Annotated in this window: 18 protein-coding genes, 4 tRNA genes and 1 pseudogene; 8 read left to right on the top strand and 15 right to left on the bottom strand. The window is 61.5% G+C overall.

Annotated elements, in window-relative coordinates; genetic code table 11:
• Positions 1–1,339, bottom strand: a pseudogene (locus tag DYI22_RS09775) (translocation/assembly module TamB); the annotation flags it as partial.
• Complete coding sequence (locus DYI22_RS09770; RefSeq protein WP_213477869.1) at positions 1,336–3,093, bottom strand: autotransporter assembly complex protein TamA; 1,758 nt, start codon at positions 3,091–3,093, stop codon at positions 1,336–1,338. The pseudogene DYI22_RS09775 and the gene DYI22_RS09770, both read right to left, overlap by 4 nt.
• A gap of 208 nt (positions 3,094–3,301) precedes the next feature.
• Between DYI22_RS09770 and DYI22_RS09765 the strand changes: the two genes are divergently transcribed.
• Genes DYI22_RS09765 through DYI22_RS09750 form a run of 4 tightly spaced genes read left to right on the top strand, consistent with a single transcriptional unit; the run spans position 3,302 to position 8,398 of the window.
• Positions 3,302–4,606, top strand: coding sequence for an acyl-CoA dehydrogenase family protein (locus DYI22_RS09765; RefSeq protein WP_213477868.1), 1,305 nt, complete (start codon positions 3,302–3,304; stop codon positions 4,604–4,606).
• Between the two features lie 26 nt (positions 4,607–4,632).
• Entirely contained in the window at positions 4,633–5,841 is a 1,209-nt protein-coding gene (locus DYI22_RS09760) for an acyl-CoA dehydrogenase family protein (RefSeq protein ID WP_213477867.1), read from the top strand.
• A 40-nt stretch (positions 5,842–5,881) separates the two neighbouring features.
• Complete coding sequence (locus tag DYI22_RS09755) at positions 5,882–6,889, top strand: hypothetical protein (RefSeq protein WP_213477866.1); 1,008 nt, start codon at positions 5,882–5,884, stop codon at positions 6,887–6,889.
• Positions 6,890–6,910: 21 nt separating this feature from the next.
• Complete coding sequence (locus DYI22_RS09750) at positions 6,911–8,398, top strand: amidase (protein ID WP_213477865.1); 1,488 nt, start codon at positions 6,911–6,913, stop codon at positions 8,396–8,398.
• A gap of 25 nt (positions 8,399–8,423) precedes the next feature.
• Here DYI22_RS09750 and DYI22_RS09745 read toward each other — a convergent pair whose 3' ends face one another.
• Genes DYI22_RS09745 through DYI22_RS09730 form a run of 4 tightly spaced genes read right to left on the bottom strand, consistent with a single transcriptional unit; the run spans position 8,424 to position 12,708 of the window.
• Positions 8,424–9,065, bottom strand: a complete 642-nt coding sequence (locus DYI22_RS09745; protein WP_213477864.1) for a tetratricopeptide repeat protein — start codon at positions 9,063–9,065, stop codon at positions 8,424–8,426.
• A complete protein-coding gene (locus DYI22_RS09740; RefSeq protein ID WP_213477863.1) occupies positions 9,062–9,844 on the bottom strand; it encodes an SDR family oxidoreductase in 783 nt (260 codons plus the stop codon). Before DYI22_RS09740 ends, DYI22_RS09745 begins: the two co-directional genes overlap by 4 nt.
• A complete protein-coding gene (locus tag DYI22_RS09735; RefSeq protein WP_213477862.1) occupies positions 9,831–12,005 on the bottom strand; it encodes an AMP-binding protein in 2,175 nt (724 codons plus the stop codon). The genes DYI22_RS09740 and DYI22_RS09735 overlap by 14 nt, the downstream gene beginning before the upstream one ends.
• The gene (locus DYI22_RS09730; RefSeq protein ID WP_213477861.1) at positions 11,989–12,708 is read right to left on the bottom strand and encodes a thermostable hemolysin; all 720 of its coding nucleotides are present in this window, start codon (positions 12,706–12,708) and stop codon (positions 11,989–11,991) included. The genes DYI22_RS09735 and DYI22_RS09730 overlap by 17 nt, the downstream gene beginning before the upstream one ends.
• A gap of 142 nt (positions 12,709–12,850) precedes the next feature.
• Here DYI22_RS09730 and DYI22_RS09725 point away from each other — a divergent pair, with 142 nt between their 5' ends.
• Positions 12,851–13,543, top strand: a complete 693-nt coding sequence (locus tag DYI22_RS09725) for a response regulator transcription factor (RefSeq protein WP_213477860.1) — start codon at positions 12,851–12,853, stop codon at positions 13,541–13,543.
• Positions 13,534–14,922: an ATP-binding protein gene (locus tag DYI22_RS09720; RefSeq protein ID WP_213477859.1), complete on the top strand. Its 1,389-nt coding sequence runs from the start codon at positions 13,534–13,536 to the stop codon at positions 14,920–14,922. Before DYI22_RS09725 ends, DYI22_RS09720 begins: the two co-directional genes overlap by 10 nt.
• Here DYI22_RS09720 and DYI22_RS09715 read toward each other — a convergent pair.
• From DYI22_RS09715 to DYI22_RS09705, 3 genes are all read right to left on the bottom strand, one after another.
• The gene (locus DYI22_RS09715) at positions 14,894–16,507 is read right to left on the bottom strand and encodes a GMC family oxidoreductase (RefSeq protein ID WP_213477858.1); all 1,614 of its coding nucleotides are present in this window, start codon (positions 16,505–16,507) and stop codon (positions 14,894–14,896) included. The two genes, DYI22_RS09720 and DYI22_RS09715, sit on opposite strands and share 29 nt — an antisense overlap.
• Before the next feature lie 188 nt (positions 16,508–16,695).
• Positions 16,696–16,772 (bottom strand) — tRNA-Met (locus DYI22_RS09710).
• A 100-nt stretch (positions 16,773–16,872) separates the two neighbouring features.
• Positions 16,873–18,228 (bottom strand): acetyl-CoA C-acetyltransferase, encoded by a 1,356-nt coding sequence (locus DYI22_RS09705; protein WP_213477857.1) that lies wholly within the window; start codon positions 18,226–18,228, stop codon positions 16,873–16,875.
• A gap of 175 nt (positions 18,229–18,403) precedes the next feature.
• Between DYI22_RS09705 and DYI22_RS09700 the strand changes: the two genes are divergently transcribed.
• Positions 18,404–19,810 carry a 3-oxoacyl-ACP reductase gene (locus DYI22_RS09700; protein ID WP_213477856.1) on the top strand — a complete coding sequence of 469 codons (1,407 nt, stop codon included), beginning with the start codon at positions 18,404–18,406 and terminating at the stop codon, positions 19,808–19,810.
• Between the two features lie 124 nt (positions 19,811–19,934).
• Here DYI22_RS09700 and DYI22_RS09695 read toward each other — a convergent pair.
• The 6 genes from DYI22_RS09695 to DYI22_RS09670 all read right to left on the bottom strand — a co-directional run bounded on the left by DYI22_RS09695 (position 19,935) and on the right by DYI22_RS09670 (position 22,849).
• Positions 19,935–20,010, bottom strand: a tRNA-Val gene (locus DYI22_RS09695).
• Between the two features lie 11 nt (positions 20,011–20,021).
• Positions 20,022–20,098: transfer RNA gene (locus DYI22_RS09690), tRNA-Asp, on the bottom strand.
• An 85-nt stretch (positions 20,099–20,183) separates the two neighbouring features.
• Positions 20,184–20,259 (bottom strand) — tRNA-Val (locus tag DYI22_RS09685).
• A gap of 207 nt (positions 20,260–20,466) precedes the next feature.
• Entirely contained in the window at positions 20,467–20,679 is a 213-nt protein-coding gene (locus DYI22_RS09680; RefSeq protein WP_213477855.1) for a hypothetical protein, read from the bottom strand.
• A gap of 107 nt (positions 20,680–20,786) precedes the next feature.
• A complete protein-coding gene (locus DYI22_RS09675; RefSeq protein WP_213477854.1) occupies positions 20,787–21,602 on the bottom strand; it encodes a DUF2846 domain-containing protein in 816 nt (271 codons plus the stop codon).
• A gap of 278 nt (positions 21,603–21,880) precedes the next feature.
• A complete protein-coding gene (locus tag DYI22_RS09670) occupies positions 21,881–22,849 on the bottom strand; it encodes a hypothetical protein (RefSeq protein ID WP_213477853.1) in 969 nt (322 codons plus the stop codon).
• Positions 22,850–23,009: 160 nt separating this feature from the next.
• On the opposite strand from DYI22_RS09670, the gene purE reads away from it, so the two are divergent.
• The gene (gene purE, locus DYI22_RS09665; protein WP_213477852.1) at positions 23,010–23,501 is read left to right on the top strand and encodes a 5-(carboxyamino)imidazole ribonucleotide mutase; all 492 of its coding nucleotides are present in this window, start codon (positions 23,010–23,012) and stop codon (positions 23,499–23,501) included.
• Positions 23,502–23,516: the final 15 nt, after the last annotated feature.

The following is a 23,516-nucleotide window of genomic DNA, read 5'->3' as shown; positions in this document are numbered from 1 at the left end:
CCCCCAGTGAGCCCGCCCCCGTGCTGATCAACAGATTGCTCAGAGAGACCGATTCGAGGTCACCGTTCAGAGCCGTTTCCAGCTCGGCGTCACCGGCCGGCCCGGTCACCTCTGCGTTCAGCTGCGCGTTGTAACGGCCGCCCCGGTACTGCAGATCGCCCTGCAAACGGCGAAGGGTGACCGGGGGCTGTTGCATGTCTGGCAGCAGGCTGTACCAGGGGAAAGCCTCAAGGGCGAGACGCAGATCCGCGGTCAGCACGTCCGCCCAGCTAACGTCGCCGGCGAGTTCAGCCGTTCCCGGCTGCGGCCCGCTGTCAGGGCCGCGCAACCGCAGCGTTACCCCGGTGGCACCGGCGGTGGTTACCTGCCCCCGCAATTGCACCTGAACCGGCCCTTCGCTGCCGGGGAGTTCGGCGCTTGAACGGGTGTCGAAGCCGTTCGCAAGACTGCCGTCCAGGGCCAGTCGCCAGTTCTTCAGAGTCAGCGTTGGCGGCAGCGCATCCAGTGCCTGGAATTCTGGCGATGCAAGCTCCAGCCGCAGCGGCAGGCGCTTGTCCAGGGGAGCACCACGTCCCGTGGCCGTGGCATCCAGATAGCCCTGGCTGCGGGCGGCCAGCCTGAGGTCTTCAGCACTGCCTGTGAGGTCCAGGGCAATTTGCCAACGCTCGCCCCGGGGCGGCGGCAGAGACACCTCCACCTCGAGGTCCAGGGGCCAGTCACCCCGGGTCTCCAGCCGCCCGGAGGCGTCCACCGCAATCTCATCCAGACGGTAACTGGCCTGCCCGATGACCCAGTCCGGCCCCGAGCCGCGGGCCTTGAGTTCCAACCGGTCCCAGATCCTGGCGTCGTTTACCGTAAAACTTCCCAGGCGCACATCACCGATGCGGATTCCGACCGGCAGGTTCACCAGCGGCAGGCTGATGTCCTGCCTTGGCTCGTCCGGCTCCCCGGAGGGCTGCAGCCGCAAACGGATGCGATCGGCGTGCAGCGTGTCCAGACACAATTCCTTGCTCAACAGGCAACCGGGGGACCAGTCCACAACCACGGCGTCCAGCGACAGACCGGTTCCGTAGCCCTGCCAGCGCACGGAATCCGCGTGCCAGTAGCCGAACAGCGAACCGGCATCACCCTCCACGGTCAGGCCCGGAACCTGATCGATCACCCAGGCCGTGCCGGTTTCCGACCGCAGCACCAGCAACAGCACGGCCACCAGGAGCAGTGGCACCAGCACCATCGCAAGCAGAACCACCAGCAGCCAGAACCGCCAGCTACGCGGCGACTGGCTGTTATCCCGGTCCTGCCCGGTGTCGTTATCTGTTTGCGTGTCGGTGTTCGTCACAGCTCCGGCCCCATGGAGAAGTGAATACGCCAGCCGCCGCCGAATTCCTCGTCGAGCCCGCGAGCAACGTCAAGACGCAGCGGGCCAACCGGGCTGACCCAGCGGATCCCGATACCGACGCCGGTAGCCAGCGGGTCCGGCAGGTCGTCTATCGCATTGCCCTCGTCGACGAACGCCGCCACCCGCCAGTTCTGCTTGAATTCGTACTGATACTCGACACTGCCCACCATCAGATATCGACCGCCCACCGCGACGCCGTCCTCATCCTCCGGGGACAGGGTTTCGTAGCCATAACCCCGCACACTCTGATCACCACCGGCGAAAAAGCGCAACGACGGCGGCACATCATCAAACTCGTTGGTGGCAACGCCCCCAAGCTGGAAGCGCGCCAGGAAACGGTGCCTGGCGGCCAGGGTGTACAGCCCCCGCGCAAGAAAATTTACATGCAGGATGTCCACATCGGAGATCACCGCCCGGTGGGATCCGGTGACATCCACCTGAACCCGGTACCCCTTTGAAGGGTCCAGCGGAGAATTGGCCTGGAGCTTGGAGTACCCCAGCCCCGGCAATAACAGGCTACTGGTTTTGCGATCGTCCTCGCCGATGCGGAAGCGCTCACCCTCCCAGCGGATAGAAGCAATCTGCATCCAGTCGTTGTCCAGCTGATGCTTCCACTGCTGGCCCAGGGTCAGCAGCTCCGACTCCACGTCTTCAATGTCCTCACGCTGGTAGCCGGCCCCCAGCCGGATGGAGTCTGTCATGGGGGGATCGAGCGGCAGCTCATACCAGGTAGTGATGTTCTGGCGCGGGGCCGACAATTCGGTTTCCACGCCCCGGCGATGGCCCATGGGATTGATCCAGTGCTCCAGCCAGTTGCCGCGAAACCGCGGGCCCACATCCGTTGAAAACCCCACCCCGGCGGCCACCGAGCGTGGCGGACGGGTGGTCAGCCCGACCCGGACGGGGATGACACCATCGCGGGCATTGCCGGGGGAGGCATCCACATCCACACCGGAGAAATACCCGCTATTGGACAGATCCTGGCTCAGCCCGGCGATTTCATCGGCGTGAAACGGCTGCCCCGGCTCAAAGGTAACAAACTGCTCCAACAGGCTGTTCTCGAAGCCGTGGCCGTCTTCGAAGGTGACCTCGCCCAGCCGGTAGCGCTCCCCACTGCGAAATCGCAGGGTGATATCGGCGATGCGGTTCTCCGGGTCCACCTCAAGCTTTCGGATGACGAATTCACCGTCGAAATAGCCCAGCCGGCGGGCCCGGTTCTGGATCGACTGGCGCAGACCGGTGTACTGCCCATGGTTCAGGATGTCGCCCTCCGCCGGTGATTCAGGAATCGCCTCGCGGAAACTGCCATCGTCCCCTGCCGGCCCCTCAATCACCACATCCCGCGAACGGATCCGCACCGGTTCACCGGGAATCACCGTCAAAGTCAGGACCGGAAGATCATCCTCACCATCTCCACCCGACACGTCCCAGTCAATGATCGGGCTGTAGTAGCCCAGGGCCCGCAGGGCCTCGCGCACCTGCTGCATTGCGGTGCTGGAATAGCGACGCAGATTCGCCGCGGTGCGGCCTTCCACCTCGCCGAGGAACACTTCGGCATTTTCCTGCAGCTGCGGGTAGTCGCCTTCCACGTCTACCTCCACCTGATTGGCCAGAACCGGGGCGGCCGACAGCAATAGCGCTGCAAGAAGCAAAAAGCGACCAGCAATCCGGCGGTGTCTGTGGTGGGGTAACATCCGTTTATAAGTCGTCTTTGTTATGGGGGTAATAACCTGCGTGTCCGCAAGTCTAACGGATTGACCTGGCCGACCACTAGCCACGCTCTTTATGCCAATGGCTGATACCGGCAACGCGCCCAAGATCAACGGAGATCCAATTCAACAATAACTTCTTCGATAGTAACAGGCGCGACGGGTTCCCGCCCGCCCCCAAAGGAGATCGACAATGACCAGGGATCCCATTGGCATAGCCCTGTCCATGATGAACCGGCTTGCGGCCAATCCCCTGCTGGACCGCTTCGGATTGCGAAGGTCCACGGAAACGGCCGCCTACCATGGCACGCGCATTGGTTTTCGCACTCTGACCCTGGCCGGCCGGGAATTCAAGCGCGTGTCCAACTGGCTGCCAAGAAAAAGACTTCCCGGGAAGCCGGCGCCGGAGCTGTTTGACCTTACGCTGGATGAAGACCAGCAGATGATCGTCGACAGCCTGCAACGGCTTGCCCGGGACACCCTGCGGCCGGCGGCAGACAGCGCAGACGAAGCCGCTGCCATGCCCGCAGAGGTGTTCGAAACCGCCTCCAGCCTGGGGCTGGCCCTGTATGCGGTGCCGGTTGAGTTTGGCGGCGTCGCGGAAACCCTCTCACCGGTGACCAGTGTGTTGATTGCCGAACAGCTGGCGTGGGGCGACATGGGGTTGGCGATGGCTCTGCTGGCACCTTTCAGCACGGCCCAGGCCATTACCCGCTGGGGCACCGGGGAACAACAGTCGCGGTATCTGCCGGCCTTTTGCGAGCCGGAACCTCCGGTCGCCACCATCGCGATCGATGAGCCACAGGCGCTGTTCGACCCGCTGAACCTGACCACCCGCGCCGACGCCACACCACAGGGCTATCGACTGAACGGTCGCAAGCATGGGGTGGTACTGGCCGCGGAAAGCGACCTGATGCTGGTGGCCGCCACGCTGAACGGCCGCCCTCGCCTGTTTATCGTCGAAACCCGCACCGCCGGCCTCCGTTGCCAGACGGACCCGGCCATGGGGCTGCGGGCCGCCCAGCTGGCGGCGGTTTCCCTGAAGGATGTCGAAGTGCCGGCGGATGCGTTGCTCGGCGATGACGACTTTGACTACGAGGCCTTTCTGGATATGGGCGCCATGCTGCGGTGCGGGCTCGCCATTGGCACCGCGCAGGCAGTGCTGGACTACGTCATCCCCTATTGCAACGACCGGCAGGCATTTGGCGAACCCATCAGCCACCGGCAATCCGTGGCCTTCATGATCAGCAACCTCGCCATTGAAACGGACAGCATGCGCATGCTGACCTGGCGAGCCGCCAGCCGCGCGGAAACCGGCCAGGGGTTCCATCGGGAAGCCTGCCTGGCCAAGCTGCTGTGCAATGAAAAGGCGATGGAAATCGGCACCAACGGTGTCCAGCTGCTCGGTGGCCATGGCTTTGTGAAAGAGCACCCGGTCGAACGCTGGTACCGGGATCTGCGATCGGTAGCCACTCACAACGGCGGCGTCCACGCCTGAACCTGACTCGACAGGAGCACCCTCTCATGTATCTGGAGATTCCCAAGAAGTTTGCGCCCATCGTGAATCAGGCGCAGCAGGTGGCGCAGCAGGTTTTCCGCCCGATATCCCGCAAATACGATCGCGCGGAGCACGCCTACCCGAAAGAACTGGACATGTTTGCCTCCATCATGGATGGCATGAACGACGGCGCCCCCCACAGCGGTGCCGGCGCCGGCAAACTGGCCCGCTCCGGCGCCAACGGCCCTCCGGGAAACAAAAACGGCACCAACATGAAAACCGTACTGGGGCTGACCGAACTGTGCTGGGGCGATGTCGGGCTGGCGCTGTCCATTCCCCGCCAGGGCCTCGGTAATTCGGCGATTGCTGCGGTTGCCAATGAGGAACAACTGGCACGGCTGGGCAACACCTGGGCGGCCATGGCCATCACCGAACCCGGCGCCGGTTCGGATTCTGCCGCCATTCGAACCACCGCCACGGAAGACGGCGATCATTACGTCATCAACGGAGAGAAAATCTACGTGACCGCAGGTGAGCGCGCCGATGCGGTGGTGGTGTGGGCCAGCCTCGACCGCAGCAAAGGGCGGGCCGCCATCAAATCGTTCGTGGTGGAGAAAGGCACGCCCGGCATGACCCTGGAGCGGCTTGAAAAAAAGCTCGGCATCCGTGCCTCCGACACCGCCGCCATCCGCTTCGAAAACTGCCGCGTGCCAAAAGCCAACCTGCTGGGCGACCCTGAAATCAGCGTCGACAAGGGGTTCGCCGGGGCCATGCAGACCTTCGACAACACCCGTCCGGTGGTGGCTGGCATGGCCATCGGGCTGGCCCGCGCGGCGCTGGAGCGTACCCGTCAGATCGTCGCCGGCTCCGGCATTGATCTCGAGTATCGCCTCCAGACCTGGACACAGCCGGCGGTGTGTCGCGAGCTGCAGCTGCTGGAAGCCGAGCTGGAAGCCGCCAGGCTGCTTACCCTGCGGGCCGCCTGGATGGCGGACAACGGTCAGCCCAACTCGAAGGAAGCCTCCATGGCCAAAGCCAAGGCGGGCCGGGTGGGCAACGCCATTACCCTGCGCTGCGTCGAGCTGTGCGCCAGCCTGGGATACGGCGAGACCGAGCTGCTGGAGAAGTGGGCGCGGGACTCGAAAATTCTGGATATTTTCGAGGGCACCCAACAGATCCAGCTGCTGATCATCGCGCGCCGCTTGCTCGGGAAGTCGTCGGCTGAGCTGAAATAAGCTAACCTGTGAGAAAATTCACAGGAATTCAGGCACCTGAATGCTGAAGATCAACCGCGACAACCTCAAGAAAAGCCACCAGACGATCTGGCTCATCATCGACTTTGCGATGCTGGGCCTGCTTATCCTGAATCTGGCACTCATTATTTTTGATTCCATCTACGCCTTCAGTGCCATTGAAGGCTTTTTCGAAGCGCGCACACCGGGCTTCCACAGCCTTTACGAACCAATCCACGAAAACTTTCTCTTCTACGACCTGATCTTCGTTGGCATTTTTCTCACCGAATTCTTCGTGCGCTGGGGCTACGCGGTGAAAGCCAGCATTTACGACCGCTGGTACTTCTACCCGTTCATCCACTGGTACGATCTGGTGGGCTGTATTCCCGTGGGCAGCTTCCGCTTCCTGCGGATTCTGCGGGTTATTTCGATCATTTACCGCCTGCACCAGTACAACATCATCGACGTCACCAGCACCAAGCTTTACCGGTTCTTCAATTTTTACTACGAAGCCTTCATGGAAGAGCTGTCCGACCGGATCGTGATCAAGGTGCTGTCCGGCGTTCAGATGGAAGTTCGCCGCGGCTCCCCCCTGTTCGAGCGCATTCAGCACGACATTATTTTCCCGCGCCGCGACATGCTGACGAACTGGATATCGGATCGCGTAGCCCAGGCGGCCCAGGAAGGATATGTACCGAATCGCGGGGCGCTGCGCAGTTACCTTGAGGACCGCGTGGACACCGCGCTGAAAGAAAATCTGGAGCTTTCCCGGCTGAGATTCCTGCCGGTGGTGGGCCCCACCATTCAGGAGACTCTGGAAGAAGCCGTCGGCGATATCGTCGCCAATGTCATTCACCAGATTCTGGAGGATCTGGCATCGGCCTCCAATCATGCCTTCATCGAGGACATCGTGAACGTGATGATGCCCGACCCGGAGCAGAGCCACGGACGCTCGCCGGAAAACGAAGCCCTGATCAACCTTATCCTCGAAATTCTGGACGCGGTGAAGGCTCAGGTAAGGGTCAAACACTGGCGGGAAGAATTACCCTAACGACGTCAGGAGTCGACAGCCATGCCCTCATCTCCCCCGGCCCTGCATTACCGGCCCGCTCACGAACTGGTCGCGGAGCTCCGTAACGGCGCCCTGACCAGTGAAGCCGTGACCCAGCACTTTCTCGACCAGATACGGCGCCACAACAGCCGCATCAATGCGGTTGTCACCCTGGACGAACAGCAGGCGCTGAAACAGGCACGGGCCGCGGACGAAAAGCGCTCTGCCGGTGCCACTCTGGGCCCCCTGCACGGCTTGCCGCTTACCCTGAAAGATACCTGGGAAGTCGCCGGCATGACCTGTACGGCCGGCGCACCCGCGCTGCGAAATCACCAGCCACAACATCATGCCGATGTGGTTCAGCGCCTGGAGGATGCCGGTGCAATCATCATCGGCAAGACCAATGTACCGATTTACGCCAACGACCTGCAGAGCTACAACAAGCTGTTCGGCGTAACCAATAACCCCTACCACACCGGTCACACCCCCGGAGGCTCCTCCGGTGGGGCCGCCGCCGCGCTGGCCGCAGGCATGACCCCGCTGGAGGTGGGCAGTGACCTGGCGGGTTCGATCCGCACGCCCGCCCATTTCTGCGGTGTTTTCGGTCATAAACCGTCGCGGGCGCTGGTGTCGTTCCGCGGCCACATTCCCGGACCGCCCGGCACCCAGTCACGCCCGGATCTCGCCGAGGGCGGGCCGTTGGCACGCGGCGCCAAGGATCTGCAGCTGCTCCTGGAGGTGATTGCCGGCCCCACGCCTCTGGATAGCCGCAGCTGGACTATCAACATGGAGCCTGCTGCCCTCTCCTCGCTGGACCAGGCCCGCGTCGGCCTTTGGCTGGAAGATCCGCTGTGTCCGGTCGAACAGGAACTGACAGACGGCTACCGCGCTCTGGGGCGGGAACTGGAACAGCGGGGCGCTTTGGTGGCCCAGGCCCGGCACCCGCTGCTGGATCTGGAACACATCCTGCCGCCCTACTTCAATCTGCTGGGCAGCCTGCTCAGTACGTCCCTCAAACCCGCCCAACGTCGTCAGATGCTCTGGGTCGCGCGGCTTGAGAAGTGGCTGAAATTACTGGGCCCGCTGACCGCCTTTGTCGGCGAATACGGCCGCGGTGTAAACCAGCCGGTGCATCAGTGGGTCGCGGTCAGTGAAACACGGGAAAAGATGCGCGCGGAAATCGGCAGCCTGTTCGACGAGTTCGATGTGTTGCTGACGCCGGTCACACCGACCACGGCGATACGCCATGATCACAGCCATCCGGTGTTCAAGCGCCGCATCGCCGTGGCGGGCAAGCCCAGGGCTTATATGGACCAGTTCTGCTGGATTGCCTTTGCCACGCTACTGGGGCTGCCGGCCACCTCGGTGCCTATTGGGCGCAGCAAGCAGGGACTGCCTTACAACGTGCAGGTGATTGGCGCCCCGGGTCGAGACCTGACCACCCTGCGGTTCGCGGAACTGCTTGAGCAGGAAGGTCTCGCCGGGTTTACTCCGCCTGACGGATTCTAACCATGGGGGTAAACTGGTTCCGACGTCAGGAATTCGCCAGACGTGCCAACCGCTCGCGAATTTCCTGTCGGCGGCCCTGATCTGCAATCTCACGCCCGTTGCGATCCGGCGCAGCAAGAGCCCGCTCCAGATACTCTCTGGCGCGGGCCTCCTCACCCTGCTCCAGCAGGTAGTCCCCGAAGAAAAAGTTCGGATCAATCCCGTCGGGGTTGATGGCCAGCGCCTTCTGCAGATATCGGCGCGCCTTGTCATCGTCCCCGAACCCCAGGGGCCAGCCGGGCACCTGATAATACAGCGAGCCCAGTGAGGTATAGGCCGAGCCTTCCAGCGCCGTGGCGTCAATGTCCAGCGCCTTTTCCAGCTGGCGGCGAGCGTCTTTCACCATGCCCAGTGCGCCCAGCCCGCCCTTCGCACCCGCCCAGGTGCTGAGCACGATGGCCTGCCAGATGCGCGGCTCGGCACGATCAGGGTTGGCAGCTACCAGCTTCTCGGCATCCTGCACCAGTGCCTCGAAGGCCTTGATTTTCTGGTCCCGGGGCAGTTGATACTGGATTTCGGCCCAGCGTTGCTGGATGCCAGCAAGGTCTGCCTCCATGCTATCGGCCCAGCAAGGCATGGCCAACGGCAGTAGCAATAACAACGCAATCATCAATCGAGGACTTTTCATGAGGAGGCTCCGGATTCCAGAAAGCGCCGGATGACCGGCAGTTGTTTGAACATAGCCCTGTCGACCAACCGTGGCAGCACGCTGTTGAGTATCACAAACAGCCGCTCCGGCCAGCCCATGAAGCAACGGCGCTGATCGTGGGCCATGGCATGGACAATGGTGCGGGCGACCCGCTCCGGTGAGTCCACCGCATTGCCCAGTGCCTGATTGAGGCGGTTGACCACATCGGTGTTCATAGACGTGGCGGTCGCACGGGGCGCTGCATACAGCACCTTGATCGGGGTGTCAGCCAGCTCCCGGCGCAGGGCTTCAGTGAATCCCCGCAGCCCGAATTTGGTGGCACAGTAGGCGGTGTAGCCTGGGAACCCGATGCTGCCAAAGGTCGAGCCGACAAACACCAGGGCCCCCTCGCCCGCCGCGCTGAAGCGCGAGGCAAAATGACGAGCCACCACCATGGGGCTGCGCAGGTTAACCGCCAACTGACTGTCGATGGCCGCAACCGACGTCTGCGCCAGTCCGGCAAACCGGTTCTGCCCGGCACAGTGGATAACGCCATAGATATCGGGCCAGACATCCGTGAGGGCTTGAAGCTGCTGCTCCAGATCCGCTGCCGCCAGATCCAGCTGAACCCCGGAAGCACCCTCGGGCAACTGCAAACCTTCAGACTGCCGCGAAGCCACCAGCACGCGCGCGCCTTCCTCCAAAAGCGCAACCATCAACGCCTGACCAATGCCGCCGGTTCCGCCCAGCAACAGAAAACGCCGATCACGCAGCTGCATGGTCGCTCTCCTGCTGCTTTGCGACTGCGGCGGCTGGCAACGGAATACGATGCAGCATGTCGCCGTACAGCCGGTAAACCACCCGGGCTGCGTCGATGATTGCCTGCTGGTCACCAGGGTCTTCAATGCTGTTCATCAGATCCCGGAAAAACTCGAAATGCCCCTGGTCCAGTTCACCGTGGGAATAGAGGTAACTGAAAGCCTCGTCCGGAAGATTGAGCTGCTGCTGGATCTGCTGCGCCAGAGGTGTGGCAAGTTCAATGGATGTGCCTTCGAGCACCTGGACCATGCCGAAGAAAGCCGCCGGGTTCCCACGATCAATCTGACGGTAGAGGTAAGCCACCATCAGCTCGATCGAGAGGTCCGGCTGACTGGCCCGGCGCTCCTCCCGATCCGCACCGCAGGCCTGCAGATCGTTGAGTATCCACTCGTGGTGGCCATACTCTTCTTCAATGTACTCCACCAGCGCCTTGCGGACCGCTTCCAGCCTATCGGGCAGCCGGCCGCCACAGGCCATCATCAACGGGACGGTGTGTTTGACGTGGTGGAAAGCCTGGGTCAGGAACCACCGATACCCTTCAAGGGTCATTCGCCCCTCGCGAACCGCCTGAATAACGGGCGCCTGTGTAACGTGACGGCGTGCCGCCGCGGTTTCGGTCTGAAGTCGGTCGAAAAATGCCATGGTGAATCCTCCTGGCTGGCTGAGATCAATAAGATGACTGTTGGTGATGAGGTGGGAGAGATCGCCCTGGACGCGATGCCGCATCAGCCTTCCATTGACCGTCAGATGGCCGCGTTCAGCCGACAATGGGTCGCGTAGCAGGTAAAGCTTCGATAACCGGGCGTAATCCGGTAGCTGGTCATTCAGTTTGCGAGCTGCAGCCATCAGTTGCTGCCCGAGGTGGGCACCGCTGTGAGGGCTGTGAATCAATGCGCGCGGCCTGCTTTCACCGTCGCCGAACACCATCGCCTGTCGCACTCCGAGATGTTCAACCAGTTCGCTTTCCAGCCACTCCGGGCTGATGTTGCGACCAAAACCGGTAATCAGCAGGTTCTTGGAGCGGCCATCCACCGCCAGAAAGCCCTCATCCGACAAGCTTCCCAGGTCACCGGTGTCCAGCCACGGAGCTTTCGGTGCCGCGTCGCCCAGATAGCCCAGAAACGTATTGCCGCGCACCAGAATCCGGCGCTGGCCGTCGACACGAACGTCGACATGGCCCAGTGGCCGTCCGGCGAAACCCGGGCGGCTGTCTCCGGGTATATTCAACGCCACCACCGAACCACACTCGGACAGACCGTAGCCTTCGAACAGGGGCAAACCGAGTGCGTGTGCTCGCTGCAAAAGCTCGGGAGCCACCTTGCCGCCACCAACGGCCAAGTAACGGAAGGATTCAGTGTTCAGAATCCCCTCCTCCGCCCCCTGGACCAGTATTCTGGCCAGCTCCGGCACGAGGATCAGCGACTCGGGTTGCCAGTGGTTGATGGATGCGATCAGACGGCTTGAGTCCACGCCGCTGCTTCCCGTCATACCCAGTGACATCATGGGTTCCAGCCGAATCGTGGAACCTGCCAACAACGGCAGGTAAACCCCGGCCACGTTCTCCAGCAACGTGGCCAGGGGAAGGAGGCAAAGATGGTAGGCCCCTGCGTGCGCCTCCAGCCGCGCTTCCAGGGCACGTGCGGTTGCAGCCAGATGCCCCTGAGAAAGACAGACACCTTTGGGTGTACCGGTACTGCCCGAGGTAAAGGTTATTCTGGCGGTATGTGCCGGTACCCCAACGGCCATCGACGACCCACACAGCATGATCATCGACACCCCGTGCCCCAGGGACTCCCGGCCGGTTGCGTCATCGGACCAGAGCATGGCCTGTATGCCCGCAGTCTGTATCAGGTGGTCCCGCTGGCCCGGTGAGAAAAAGGGGGGTATCGGGACGCACACGAGACCGGCGCTCAGGCAGGCCAGATCTGCAATCACCCAACCGGGCGTGTTGTCGCCAGATAAACCGATGCGGGTGATGCCGCGAGCGCGCAACCGGGCGGCAATCGACTCCACCGCCCCGAAAAGCGACGCGTAAGTATAAAGACGGGAGCCACAGGCCAGGGCCGCGGCGTTGGGGCGCTGGGCGACTACCTGTCGAAACAGGTCAGGCAGTGTGGCCATAGCCACCTCCCGTGGTGGGCAGCGCGCGCTCTGTCGCACTGGCGCTGCGCTCAACAGACTCAACCTGACGTAACAAGCCTGCGGCCCGCAGGCTGTCGACGCTCTGCGGCACGTTAATCGCCAGTACTCTGGGCTGACATTGGTAATACGTGCCCCAACTGCGGGCTGCGCCCACTAGCCGGGCGGGGTCCGCGGCACCGAGATCGGACAGCCCGATACCGATTTGCCGGAACCCGTTCCGCAGCTGGGTGGTACCGGTGCAGACCACCCATTCCCAACCGGACTGCCGCAACCAGACCGCCAGCGACGCAAACAGGGGCCGGCTGATTCCGGACTCAACCCCCGCCAGGTGCGCGATTTCAACCACCGCATTCCGGCTTGCGCAAGCCTCGGGCAGGCAGGCCTCAACGGGTGCATCCAGATAGTCCTCCAGAAACAGCCTTTGCGCGGCCGCGCTCCGCACGCCAACGGCGGCCAGCAAGGTGCCATGCCCGGAGACAAGCGCCACCAGCGGCGGCAACTGCAGGTTTGGACGCGCACCGTAGGCCTGCTGAAAACGCCGACGGATGAAATCAGCCGCCCGGTGTTCGGTGGCGGAACCCACACGCAGTTCACACAGATGGCGGTTCCCGGAGCGCACAACCGGCCTGGCTTCTCCGGACGCGAGATCAATACTGGTCGGCATGGTCAAACAGTCGGTCATAAAATTCCCCCCTTGACTGATCTCCAGACTAAAGCGCGAGACTTAAGGCTGGCTTAACAGGAGGAGAGGGTTTTCTTAAGCCGGCGTTAAGCTTTCTGTGCCAGAATTAGGCGAATTCCCACCGCTCACGGAGCGAAAACGAATGCGCATTCTGCTTGTGGAAGACGATCACATGCTGGCAAACACCATGCTCACCATGCTGCGGGATGAGCACCATACAGTGGACTGGCTGGACGATGGTCAACAGGCGCTGAATGCGCTCACCGGGGAACATTTTGACCTGGCCGTACTGGATCTGACGCTGCCCCGCCTCGACGGACTGGATGTACTGGCACGAGCTCGCAGCCAGGGCACACGCACGCCGGTGATCATTCTGACCGCTCGTTCGGGGCTGGAGGAAAAACTGCAGGGCCTGGACGCCGGCGCCGACGACTACCTCACCAAGCCGTTTGCGATGGCCGAACTCAAGGCCCGCATTCGAGCGGTTACCCGCCGAGGCACCCCATCTGACACCACCGGTCTGTGCGTCGGAAGTCTCTCCCTGAACCCGGATTCCGGTCAGTTGACCATCGGCAGCCACTCGGTCAGCCTGCCCCGGAGCGAGGTCCAGATCCTGCATTACCTGATGCGTCACCCGGACCAGGTAGCCACGCGACGCCGGCTGGAAGAACAGCTCTACGGCTGGGACCACGGCGCTGAAAGCAATGCGCTGGAGGTTCACATCCATCACCTTCGGCGCCGGGTGGGTAAAGCCGTGATCCGCACCATCCGGGGCGTGGGGTACCTGCTGGACAGCGAGCAGGCAAGGCTCTGCGGAGCGCCGGCATGTCCCTGACCCGCACCCTTATTTTACTGGTAGCGTCTTTCGTGATGCTGATTGCCTGCGCTGCGGCAACCTGGAGTTACGTCGAAAGCAACCACGAACTGGAGGAGCTGTTCGATGCCGAACTGGCCCAGAGCACCCGGATCGTCCAGGGACTGGTGCAACATCTGGCCTCCACCCGCACTTCAGAGGAGCTGGCCGCTGTGCTGCGGCAAACACTGCAGCTTCCCCATGGGGCTCTCGACGAGGGTGACTATGATGAAATTCTTCCGGATGGCACCGGGCACAAGTATGAAAAGAAGCTGGCATTTGAAGTCTGGAGTGCCAACGGCACACCGATTCTGGACACCCTGACGGCCAACGACGATCAGGCTCTGAACCCCGGTTACGCCTGGTCCGAGGCAACGGGCTTCCAGTGGCGTACCTTTACCCTGAAAGATCCACAGACCGGTTACTGGATACGCACCGCGCAGCGGGAAGACATCCGCCAGGAGCTCAGTCAGGAACTGGCGTTGGGAAATATCCTGCCGTTGCTGGCGGCGATGCCCTTACTGGTGATTGCCGTGGCATTCGCCATCCAGATGGGGTTCCGCCCCTTGCGCAAACTGGAGAAACCCATTCGCCATATGGACCCGGTCAACATTCATGCGCTGGACACCCGCCACGCCCCGCGGGAAGTCAGTGGCCTGGTAGGTGCGGTCAATGGTTTGCTTACCCGTCTGGATGATGCCCTGGAACGGGAGCGCCGCTTCTCCGCCGATGCCGCCCATGAACTTCGCACACCGCTGACCGCGTTACGACTGAACCTGGAAAAGATCGACGAACGCCACCCGGGCGAGTTTGCCGATCTCACCGCGTCAGTGGATCGCATGGTGCACCTGGTGGAGCAGATGCTGTTACTGAGCCGGTTGGAGTCGGGCGCCAGCGCTTGCCCGGAAGACCACAGCCTGTCCGACATCGTGGCCCAGAGCATTGCCGATGTCGCGCCGCTTGCGTTGCAGAAACGGATTGAACCCTCTCTCGAGGATCGTACCAGGCCAGCCATAATCCGCTGCCAGGCTCCGCTGGTTAACACGCTGATGCGGTCGCTGCTGGCCAACGCCATCCAGTACAGCCCAGCGGGTACGGCAGTGGACACCCGCCTGGAGACCTCCGCTAACGGATACCGGGTGCTGATCTGTGATCAGGGCCCGGGCATACCGGAACCCGCCCGGGAAAAAGCCCTGGGGCGATTTACCCGTCTTGACCAGCGCCAGGGCGCAGGCGCTGGCCTTGGCCTGGCCATTGCCCGCCGGATTGCCGAAATGCACGGAGGCAAGCTCACACTTCTTGACCGACCAGACGGTCAGTCGGGCTTGTGTGTCAGCGTGTGGTTTCCCCACGGTCACTAGTTCGAATCAGGTCGGCAGCCTTCTCCCCAATCATCACCGAGGGCGCGTTGGTATTACCGCCAATGATGCTCGGCATAATCGAGGCATCCACTACCCGCAGGCCTTCCATGCCGTAGACACGCAGCTCGGGGTCGACAACCGCCATCGCGTCCACACCCATCTTGCAGGTACCCACGGGGTGATACACGGTATCGGTCCGGGCTCGCAGCACCTCCCTGATGTCCTCATCCGTGGTGACGTTCCCGGTGAACGGATCACTGGTGATGAACCGTGAGAGTGCCGGGGCTTTCATCAGCTTGTCGGTCATCTTGTAGCCTTTGACCATGGTCTCCAGGTCATCCGGATGGTCAAAGAACCTGGGATCGATCACCGGCGGCGTCTGCGCCGAGCGATCCCTGATCGACACGGTCCCGCGGCTCTTCGGGCGCAGCAGGCAAACGTGGCAAGAGAATCCGTGGCCAGCGTGTAGGGTGCGGGCGTGATTGTCGACCAGCGCCACCACAAAGTGCAGCTGGATATCGGGTGCCCGCTGCCCGGGATCGGTTTTCAGAAAACCGCCGCCCTCGGCAAAATTGGAGGCCAGCAGCCCGCGCCGTTCTTTGCGGTAACGCAGAAACTGCCGGACGCCGTGCAGGCCGCCTTTCAGGGACAGACCCAACAGATTGGCATCGCTGGATTTGTAGCCAAAGATAAAGTCCGGATGGTCGTGCAGGTTTTTGCCGACCCCCGGCAGATCGTTGATCAACGGCACACCCGCTGCTTTCAGCTCTTCGGCATCGCCCACCCCGGAGAGCATCAGCAACTGCGGCGACTGGAAAGCACCGGCACTCAGGATGACTTCTTTGCGGGCGCGAATCTGCCGCAATTGACCGTTCTGCAGAATCTCCACACCGACGGCACGCTTACCCTCGAAGACAACCCGCTGCGCCAGCGCCTGGGATTCCACGATGAGATTAGAACGACTGTCGAGGTGAGGGAGCACGTAGCCGCGGTAGGTACTCCAGCGCTCGCCATTGAGCTGATTGACCTGGTAAAGGCCAACCCCCTCCTGTTGCGGACCGTTGAAATCGTCCGTTAGCGGGTAGCCGACCTGACGGGCCGCGTCCAGATAGTGCTGCTGGAACGGGTTGTCACTTTGCAGGTTACTGACTTTCAGCGGTCCATCGGTGCCGTGCCACTCGTTATTGAGTGTTTGATTGCCTTCCGATTTCAGGAAATACGGCAATACCTCATCAAATCCCCAGCCCTCGTTACCCAGGGCGGCCCAATGATCGTAATCACTGGCATGGCCGCGGATATAGGCCATCGCATTGATGGCCGAGGAGCCGCCCAGTACCTTGCCCCGGGGCTGGTACCCCCTGCGGCCATTGAGCCCCGGTTGCGGCACGGTTTCAAAGGCCCAGTTGTTGATCTTCTTTGGCACCATCGCCACCACCGCTGCCGGCGTCTGGATCAACCAGCTGCCGCCCTTGTGCGATCCGGCCTCAATCAACGCCACGGTGGTCGCCGCATCTTCGCTTAACCGGCCGGCCAGGGCACAACCGCTGGACCCACCGCCGACAATCACATAATCCACTGTTTGCATGACCGCTTACCTGTAACATTCTTGTTCTGGGGAAGGCATCGTCAAAGTCTGCCGATGTTGGCAGAGTGTGGGAAGGGGAAACATTTCAGAAGGTGAATTCAGGCCACTTTTGCGGAGAGATCATCCAGCGGAGGAACGGGCAGGACACAAAAACAAAAAAAGCCGGTCAAAGACCGGCTTTTTTAATGTGGTAGCGGGGGCAGGATTCGAACCTACGACCTTCGGGTTATGAGCCCGACGAGCTACCAGACTGCTCCACCCCGCATCAAACTGGTTGTTTCCCGGGGTAGCCCCCGATCAACGAGGTGCGCATGATAAGGGGCGAATCGGAGTCTGTCAAAGGAAACCGGCAGTTTTCTGAATACCTAGCGCTCCAGAATAGCCGTAACCCCCTGCCCGCCCGCGGCACAGATGGAAATCAGCCCGCGGCCACTGCCCTTCTGCTCCAGCAATTTGGCCAGGGTGGCCACAATGCGACCGCCGGTGGCGGCAAACGGGTGGCCCGTGGCCAGGCTGCTGCCCTTGATGTTCATCTTGCTGCGGTCGATGCTGCCGAGGGGCTTGTCCAGCCCCAGGCGCTGCTTGCAGAACGCCGGATCTTCCCACGCCTTGAGAGTGGAAAGCACCTGCGCGGCGAACGCCTCGTGAATTTCGTAAAAGTCGAAATCCTGCAGAGTCAGGCCCGCCTTCGCCAGCATCCGCGGTACCGCATAAGCCGGTGCCATCAGCAACCCTTCCTTTTTCTCCACAAAGTCCACGGCAGCGACTTCGGAGAAGGTCAGGTAGGCCTGTACTTCCAGGTTGTGCTCTTCGGCCCACTCTTCACTGGCCATGAGCACACAGGAGGCGCCGTCGGTCAGCGCGGTGCTGTTGGCCGCGGTCATGGTGCCGTTTTCGCGGTCAAACACCGGCTTCAGGGTCGCCAGTTTTTCCAGAGTAGTGTCCGGTCGCAGGATGTTGTCTTTGTCGAGGCCCGCCAGTGGCGTCATCAGGTCCTCGAAAAAGCCCTCTTCGTAGGCTTTCGCCAGTTTTTGGTGGCTCTCGAACGCCAGCTGGTCCTGCTCGTCCCGCGGGATGCTCCACTCGCGGGCCGTGACCTGGCAGTGCTCGCCCATGGACATGCCGGTGCGGGGCTCGCCGTTCTGTGGAATTTCCGGCGCCAGGTGCCCCGGGCGGAAGCGGCTCAGAATCTTCAAGCGCTCACCGGCGGTTTTTGCCCGGTTGAGATCGAGCAGGATCTGGCGCAGGCCTTCGCCCACACCGATCGGAGCGTCGGAGGTGGTATCCGTGCCGCCGGCGATGCCGCACTCGATCTGCCCCAGGGCAATCTTGTTGGCCACCAGAATGGCCGCTTCCAGACCGGTGCCGCAGGCCTGCTGAATGTCATAGGCCGGCGTCTCCGGTGCCAGGCCGGAGCTCAGCACCGATTCCCGGGTGAGATTGAAATCCCGCGAGTGCTTGATAACAGCGCCGGCAACTACATCGCCCATGCGCTGGCCCTGCAGGCCAAACCGATCCACCAGGCCCCGTAGCGCCGAGGTAAGCAGTTCCTGGTTACTGATCTTGCTGTACGCGGTGTTGGAGCGGGCAAAAGGCACGCGATTACCGCCAATAATGGCAACGCGTCTGACCCCGGCCGGTGCCGGCGTTTTCGTTTTGGCTGCTGAAGAGCCGGTGGCAGGAGTCGCTTTCTTCTGTGCGGTTTTCTGAGCCTGTGCCATGATGTGATCCTGTATTAACGTGTGTATCCATTGCGGAGCAGTCTAGCGCCAACAGCTTTTGGCTCATTGGCATACCTGACACCCCGGTGACGGCATTGAGTCAATCCAAATGCGGCCTGAATCCTTAACCTGTAGGGCAATTCGTAACCGTTAAACACATTACAAGGAAGATCGTATGTCTGACCTCTACCTCAAATTCGTCAATACGCCCGTCGGCAAAACCACCGCTCAGACCCTCGGCCTGCCTTCGCCGGTTCCGCTCACGCGCTGGAAGCGGCCGGACCAACCCTTCATCGAAGGCGAAATTCTGGTCGGCGCCGCCTCCGGCGCGAAAGCCATTGCGGCGATTGGCAGCGTGCTGGGGGCCAGTGCGGCCAAGGTACATCACGCAGACGGTACAGATACTCTGAAGGATTCGGCCAAGGCTGGCAACAAGGCCCAGCCTCTGTCTCTGAGTGGCGACATCGACCAGAAATTTTCCGCGCTGATCTTCGACGCCACTGGCATGAAAGACACCACCGACCTTCGCGCCGTGTACGATTTCTTTCATCCAACCATCAGAAAACTTGGCGGCAACGCCCGGGTGCTGGTGATCGGCCAGGACCCATCAACCTGCCGCAAGCCGGCCCAGGCCGCCTCACAGCAGGCGCTGGAAGGGTTTGTCCGTGCCGTCGGCAAGGAAATCGGCAAGAAGGGCGCCACCGCTAACCTGCTGTGGATAGCCCCCGGTGCAGACAAACAGCTGGATTCCAGCATTCGCTTTTTCCTGTCGGCACGCTCGGCGTACGTGTCTGGTCAGGTTGCCCGGATTGGCAAAGGCACACCGGCGCCTGCGACCAACCCGGTCGCCCCGCTAGCGGGCAAGGTGGCGCTGGTGACCGGTGCCTCCCGCGGCATCGGCGCGTCCATTGCCGAAACCCTGGCCCGCGACGGCGCAACAGTGATTGGCCTGGACATTCCCCCGGCCATGGAAGAGCTGCAGAAAGTGACGGACGCCATCAAAGGCAAGGCACTGGCGTGCGATATTACCGATGCCGCCGCGCCGAAGCTGATTGCGGACTTTGCCGAGGAGCACTTCGGCGGCCTGGACCTGGTTATTCACAACGCCGGCATCACTCGCGACAAGACCCTGGGCAACATGCCCGAGCACTTCTGGGACATGACCATCGCGGTAAACCTGACCGCCGAAGAGTTGATCGATGAAGAGCTGATGCACCGCGGACTGCTGCGGGACAATGGCCGTATCGTATGCATCTCATCGATCAGTGGTATTGCCGGCAACTTCGGCCAGACCAACTACTCCTGCGCCAAATCCGGGGTGATCGGATACGTGGAGTCCCTGGCCAAACAGTTGAAAAACGGGATCACCATCAATGCGATCGCGCCGGGCTTCATCGAAACCCAGATGACCGCCGCCATGCCGATCACCATTCGAGAGGCCGGGCGCCGCATGAACAGCCTGTCCCAGGGCGGCCAGCCGGTGGATGTGGCCGAGGCGATTGCATGGTACTGCAACCCAGGCTCCAGTGGCGTCAACGGCAACGTTGTGAGGGTGTGTGGCCAGTCGTTGATTGGCAAATAAGGCACGCCGGCACCTGGTTTGTTGGATCACGCCTCTGGCTGATCCGACAAACCAGCCATTCAGACACGCAAAAAACACCGCTGGCCGCCTGGCCCGGTGATCAATACAAACTCAAGGGGAAAAATGGTGGGTGGTACTGGGATCGAACCAGTGACCCTCGCCTTGTAAGGGCGATGCTCTCCCAGCTGAGCTAACCACCCGGGAATAAAAATGGCGGAGCGGACGGGACTCGAACCCGCGACCCCCGGCGTGACAGGCCGGTATTCTAACCAACTGAACTACCGCTCCGCATCAACTCCAGCTGTATGGCCCTGAGACCTGCAGTACTGAAATCTGAAACCGGATGGGGTGATCCGGTGATGCTAATGAAAGATGGTGGGTGGTACTGGGATCGAACCAGTGACCCTCGCCTTGTAAGGGCGATGCTCTCCCAGCTGAGCTAACCACCCAACTTTCATGCCTCCAAAGCGCTCGAATCCGCAGATTCTTACGCTTCAGATTCACTTGCTTCTTTCGAAGTATGCCGAGTCAGCGTTGCTGTCTCAACCAAGTGAGACGCGCATTTTAAGCATTTGTCTGACGGTGTCAAATGTTTTCCGGAAATTTTCTGAAAAAAGCGGCAAACGCCTAAAAAGCGGGCATTTTTTAACCAGACGTCAGGGGGCCTCGCCCTGGCTTTTTCTGCCTTCGACCACCCGCAACGGCGGCCCTTTCTGACCCGCGTCCCGAGCTTTTCTCTGCAGCGACAACTCGCTGACCCTGAGCTTGCGGTCACCCGGCAGGGCTTTCTCCGCAAGGGAGCAATTGACCTGATCCATACGACGCCTGAGCGCCCTCATTGTCTGCCGCAACGAATCCTTGAACGACATACCTTTTTACCCTGTGTGCCATATCCAGACACAGTGTAGTAATGCTTCCGGGTTTCCACAATTGTGAGGGTGATCACGCTCCGGGTCGTTTCGGCCAATCACCGCTGTCAGAAAATCCACCAGCCATCGGACGCTTCGGCTTCCGCCCGGCGTTGCCGGTCGTTTTCAATGGCCGCGTACTCTTTTTCCAGCTGACGGATTTCCTGGTCGGTTTCCAGCGGCACTGTGGGGCCGCCCCCGAAGGGCCAGAACCAGGAGGGGGAATCGTATTTACCCTCTTCTTTCAGGCGCTCGATTTCCAGCTCACGCTCTTCTTCGAGCAGCTCCATTTTGCGGGCATAGTCGAAATCCTCGTTCACTTCGGCTATGGAGACGGCGGCGTGGTTTGGCGCCAGCAAGTCGCTGTTGAGGAAACGGGTGGACACCAGCTCATCTGCCTGCATGGCGTATTCCCGGGTCACCAGTTGCAGGTCCCCCTGTGCCAGGCCGTGCTCCGGATCAAGGTCCGGGTGGGGCTGATCCGGCGCTGCCAACTCGTTATAGCGCAGGTAATAGATCCGTCCTGGCTCGACCTGCAAGGTGGCATCGGCGATGAGGCTGAGACTGAAAGAGTTCAGGCCTTCCAGCCCCAGCAACGGACGTCGCATGGCGATGTGGCGCTCCCCCGGGCTGACCTCAAGCCAGGTAAAGCTGTCATTGCGGATGTTGAAGTAGTGCTTGTCATCCACGTAGACACTGGGCGCTTCAATCTCATCTGCAGCCCACTGGGAATGGGTGCGATAAAAATAGATCAGGGCATTTTTCTGGTTCCACTGATCGTTCTCGATATGAACAAAATCGTGGCCGGATACCGGATGCAAAAACGAGCCGACGCTTTTGCCAATGGACTGGTACACGGTACAGCCGGATACCAGCGCCGCCATTAACAGAACCGCGAGGGGAAACCTCAGTGAATGAAAGATTCCAGGGCAAGGCGCCGGCGAACGGGGGCGTTGAGCAGAAGGCAGTCGGGTTTTCATTGTTGTGCACTCTTCATCCTTTTGCGAGTTGCCCGATGATAGCAACTGCAAAACGGCAGAACTGAGAGCTACCGCAAGGGATGAATACAAACCGTTACAAAGCGCTGGCGCGACAGCGGAGCGGATCGGTCACCCGCCCCGGACCAGCGCAACACTGCCATTAAGCTGGCGGCGTCAGTGACCTAGCGGCCAGCCGCCTGACTGCGCAAACTGTCGACCTGCTCGGAGAGCCGCACCAGGCGAGAGGTCAACTGAGCCCGCGAGGCGTCGATCGAATCCACCGTCTGTTTCAGCGTGCGTAATTCGGCGCGCACGGAACTGACCGCAGAGCCATCGGCCAGGCCTTCCATGGAACGCTCAAGAGCACCAATACGACTCTCGAGACCGTCGATCCCCAGCTTCTGCTCCCGCTCAAACCGCTGGATTCGCCGGTCCACCAGCTGATCCACGCCTTCCAGCGCCGTATTCAGCTCCGTTAACCGCTGATCCGCCTGCTCGGTGGATTCCGTCAAGGCTACCAGCCGCTGATCCACATCCGTGCGCAAGTCAGCCAACTCGCCGGACAACGAAGACTCAAGCGACTCCACGGAGGACGCCAGCTGTTCGCGGGCCTCTGCCTGCTGCTGCAACTCAACAGCAAATGATTCCAGGCGCGCCTGCTGGTCGTCCAAACGCTTCTTGTTGCGCTCATTGGCGATCACCCACAGCTTCCGAATTTCGCTGTCTGCGGTATCCAGACGTTCGCCCTGCGCTGTCAGCTTCTGCTCCAGCGACTGCCCGCGCTCTTCAAGGTTCTCCCCGGTTTCGGACAGATCCCCCTCGAATCGGGCCAGCGCCAGCTTACTTTGCCGCGCCCAGTAATCTGCTTCCTCGAGCTGACTTTCCAGTGCTTCTATCTGCCTGGACTGACTGAACCAGCCGCCCGCGGCGACCAGCGCCACCAGAACCAGCGCCACCCAAACGCCCCAGGAACCACCGCGCCCGTTGCCACCACCGGAGGATTTTGCCGTTTTCGGGGTGCGCGCAGCCCCGCTGCCACCAGCCTCGCTCTTTGTGCCCGCCGGCCTGTCGGTCGCTTCCGGCGTTATCGGGGCGCTCCCCGAACGCGGGTCGGCTCTCAGCTCATCGTCATCTGGACGGATCGGTTCCATTACTACTCCCGGAATATGGACGGTTCGGTTTATAAGGCCCGATAATACCCGTAGTCACCGGATCAATGAAATGCACGGCCAACAGCACCGCATTGGTTTGCATGGTAAGTAGCCAAAACATACAATGGCCGGCTTTCCAATTATCACAGGACTGTTGCATATGCAGCCGCTTGTAGGACTCATCATGGGCTCGAAATCCGACTGGCCCACCATGGAACACGCCGCCAACATGCTCGACCAACTCGGCGTCGCCTATGAAACCAAAGTCGTTTCCGCCCACCGTACGCCGGATCTCCTCTTTGAATACGCGAAAACCGCCGGCGACCGCGGCCTGAAAGTGATCATTGCCGGCGCCGGAGGCGCTGCTCACCTGCCGGGTATGGTGGCGTCCCAGACATCACTGCCGGTACTGGGCGTTCCCGTGCAATCCAAGGCCCTGAACGGCCTGGATTCGCTGCTGTCCATTGTGCAGATGCCCGGCGGCATCGCCGTAGGCACGCTGGCCATCGGCAAAGCCGGCGCCACCAACGCCGGGCTGCTGGCGGCACAGATCATTGGTACCTTCAGCGACGACGTGCGTAAGGCTGTTGATGAGTTCCGGGCGACACAAACGCAAACCATTCTGGACAATCCGGATCCGAGCGATCAGTAACCTGGCAGGAGAACG

It is taken from the genome of Marinobacter lipolyticus (assembly GCF_018424605.1).
GTDB lineage: Bacteria > Pseudomonadota > Gammaproteobacteria > Pseudomonadales > Oleiphilaceae > Marinobacter > Marinobacter lipolyticus_B.
Note: the sequence above shows the minus strand (reverse complement) of the source record. Positions and strands in the feature narration are given on the sequence as shown.

What these genes read in the sequence shown, in the direction of transcription:
- DYI22_RS09770 (WP_213477869.1), bottom strand. Translation starts at nt 3,093, where the DNA reads ATGTTACCCCACCACAGACACCGCCGGATTGCTGGTCGCTTTTTGCTT.
- DYI22_RS09765 (WP_213477868.1), top strand. Translation starts at nt 3,302, where the DNA reads ATGACCAGGGATCCCATTGGCATAGCCCTGTCCATGATGAACCGGCTT.
- DYI22_RS09760 (WP_213477867.1), top strand. Translation starts at nt 4,633, where the DNA reads ATGTATCTGGAGATTCCCAAGAAGTTTGCGCCCATCGTGAATCAGGCG.
- DYI22_RS09755 (WP_213477866.1), top strand. Translation starts at nt 5,882, where the DNA reads ATGCTGAAGATCAACCGCGACAACCTCAAGAAAAGCCACCAGACGATC.
- DYI22_RS09750 (WP_213477865.1), top strand. Translation starts at nt 6,911, where the DNA reads ATGCCCTCATCTCCCCCGGCCCTGCATTACCGGCCCGCTCACGAACTG.
- DYI22_RS09745 (WP_213477864.1), bottom strand. Translation starts at nt 9,065, where the DNA reads ATGAAAAGTCCTCGATTGATGATTGCGTTGTTATTGCTACTGCCGTTG.
- DYI22_RS09740 (WP_213477863.1), bottom strand. Translation starts at nt 9,844, where the DNA reads ATGCAGCTGCGTGATCGGCGTTTTCTGTTGCTGGGCGGAACCGGCGGC.
- DYI22_RS09735 (WP_213477862.1), bottom strand. Translation starts at nt 12,005, where the DNA reads ATGGCCACACTGCCTGACCTGTTTCGACAGGTAGTCGCCCAGCGCCCC.
- DYI22_RS09730 (WP_213477861.1), bottom strand. Translation starts at nt 12,708, where the DNA reads ATGACCGACTGTTTGACCATGCCGACCAGTATTGATCTCGCGTCCGGA.
- DYI22_RS09725 (WP_213477860.1), top strand. Translation starts at nt 12,851, where the DNA reads ATGCGCATTCTGCTTGTGGAAGACGATCACATGCTGGCAAACACCATG.
- DYI22_RS09720 (WP_213477859.1), top strand. Translation starts at nt 13,534, where the DNA reads ATGTCCCTGACCCGCACCCTTATTTTACTGGTAGCGTCTTTCGTGATG.
- DYI22_RS09715 (WP_213477858.1), bottom strand. Translation starts at nt 16,507, where the DNA reads ATGCAAACAGTGGATTATGTGATTGTCGGCGGTGGGTCCAGCGGTTGT.
- DYI22_RS09705 (WP_213477857.1), bottom strand. Translation starts at nt 18,228, where the DNA reads ATGGCACAGGCTCAGAAAACCGCACAGAAGAAAGCGACTCCTGCCACC.
- DYI22_RS09700 (WP_213477856.1), top strand. Translation starts at nt 18,404, where the DNA reads ATGTCTGACCTCTACCTCAAATTCGTCAATACGCCCGTCGGCAAAACC.
- DYI22_RS09680 (WP_213477855.1), bottom strand. Translation starts at nt 20,679, where the DNA reads ATGTCGTTCAAGGATTCGTTGCGGCAGACAATGAGGGCGCTCAGGCGT.
- DYI22_RS09675 (WP_213477854.1), bottom strand. Translation starts at nt 21,602, where the DNA reads ATGGCGGCGCTGGTATCCGGCTGTACCGTGTACCAGTCCATTGGCAAA.
- DYI22_RS09670 (WP_213477853.1), bottom strand. Translation starts at nt 22,849, where the DNA reads ATGGAACCGATCCGTCCAGATGACGATGAGCTGAGAGCCGACCCGCGT.
- purE (WP_213477852.1), top strand. Translation starts at nt 23,010, where the DNA reads ATGCAGCCGCTTGTAGGACTCATCATGGGCTCGAAATCCGACTGGCCC.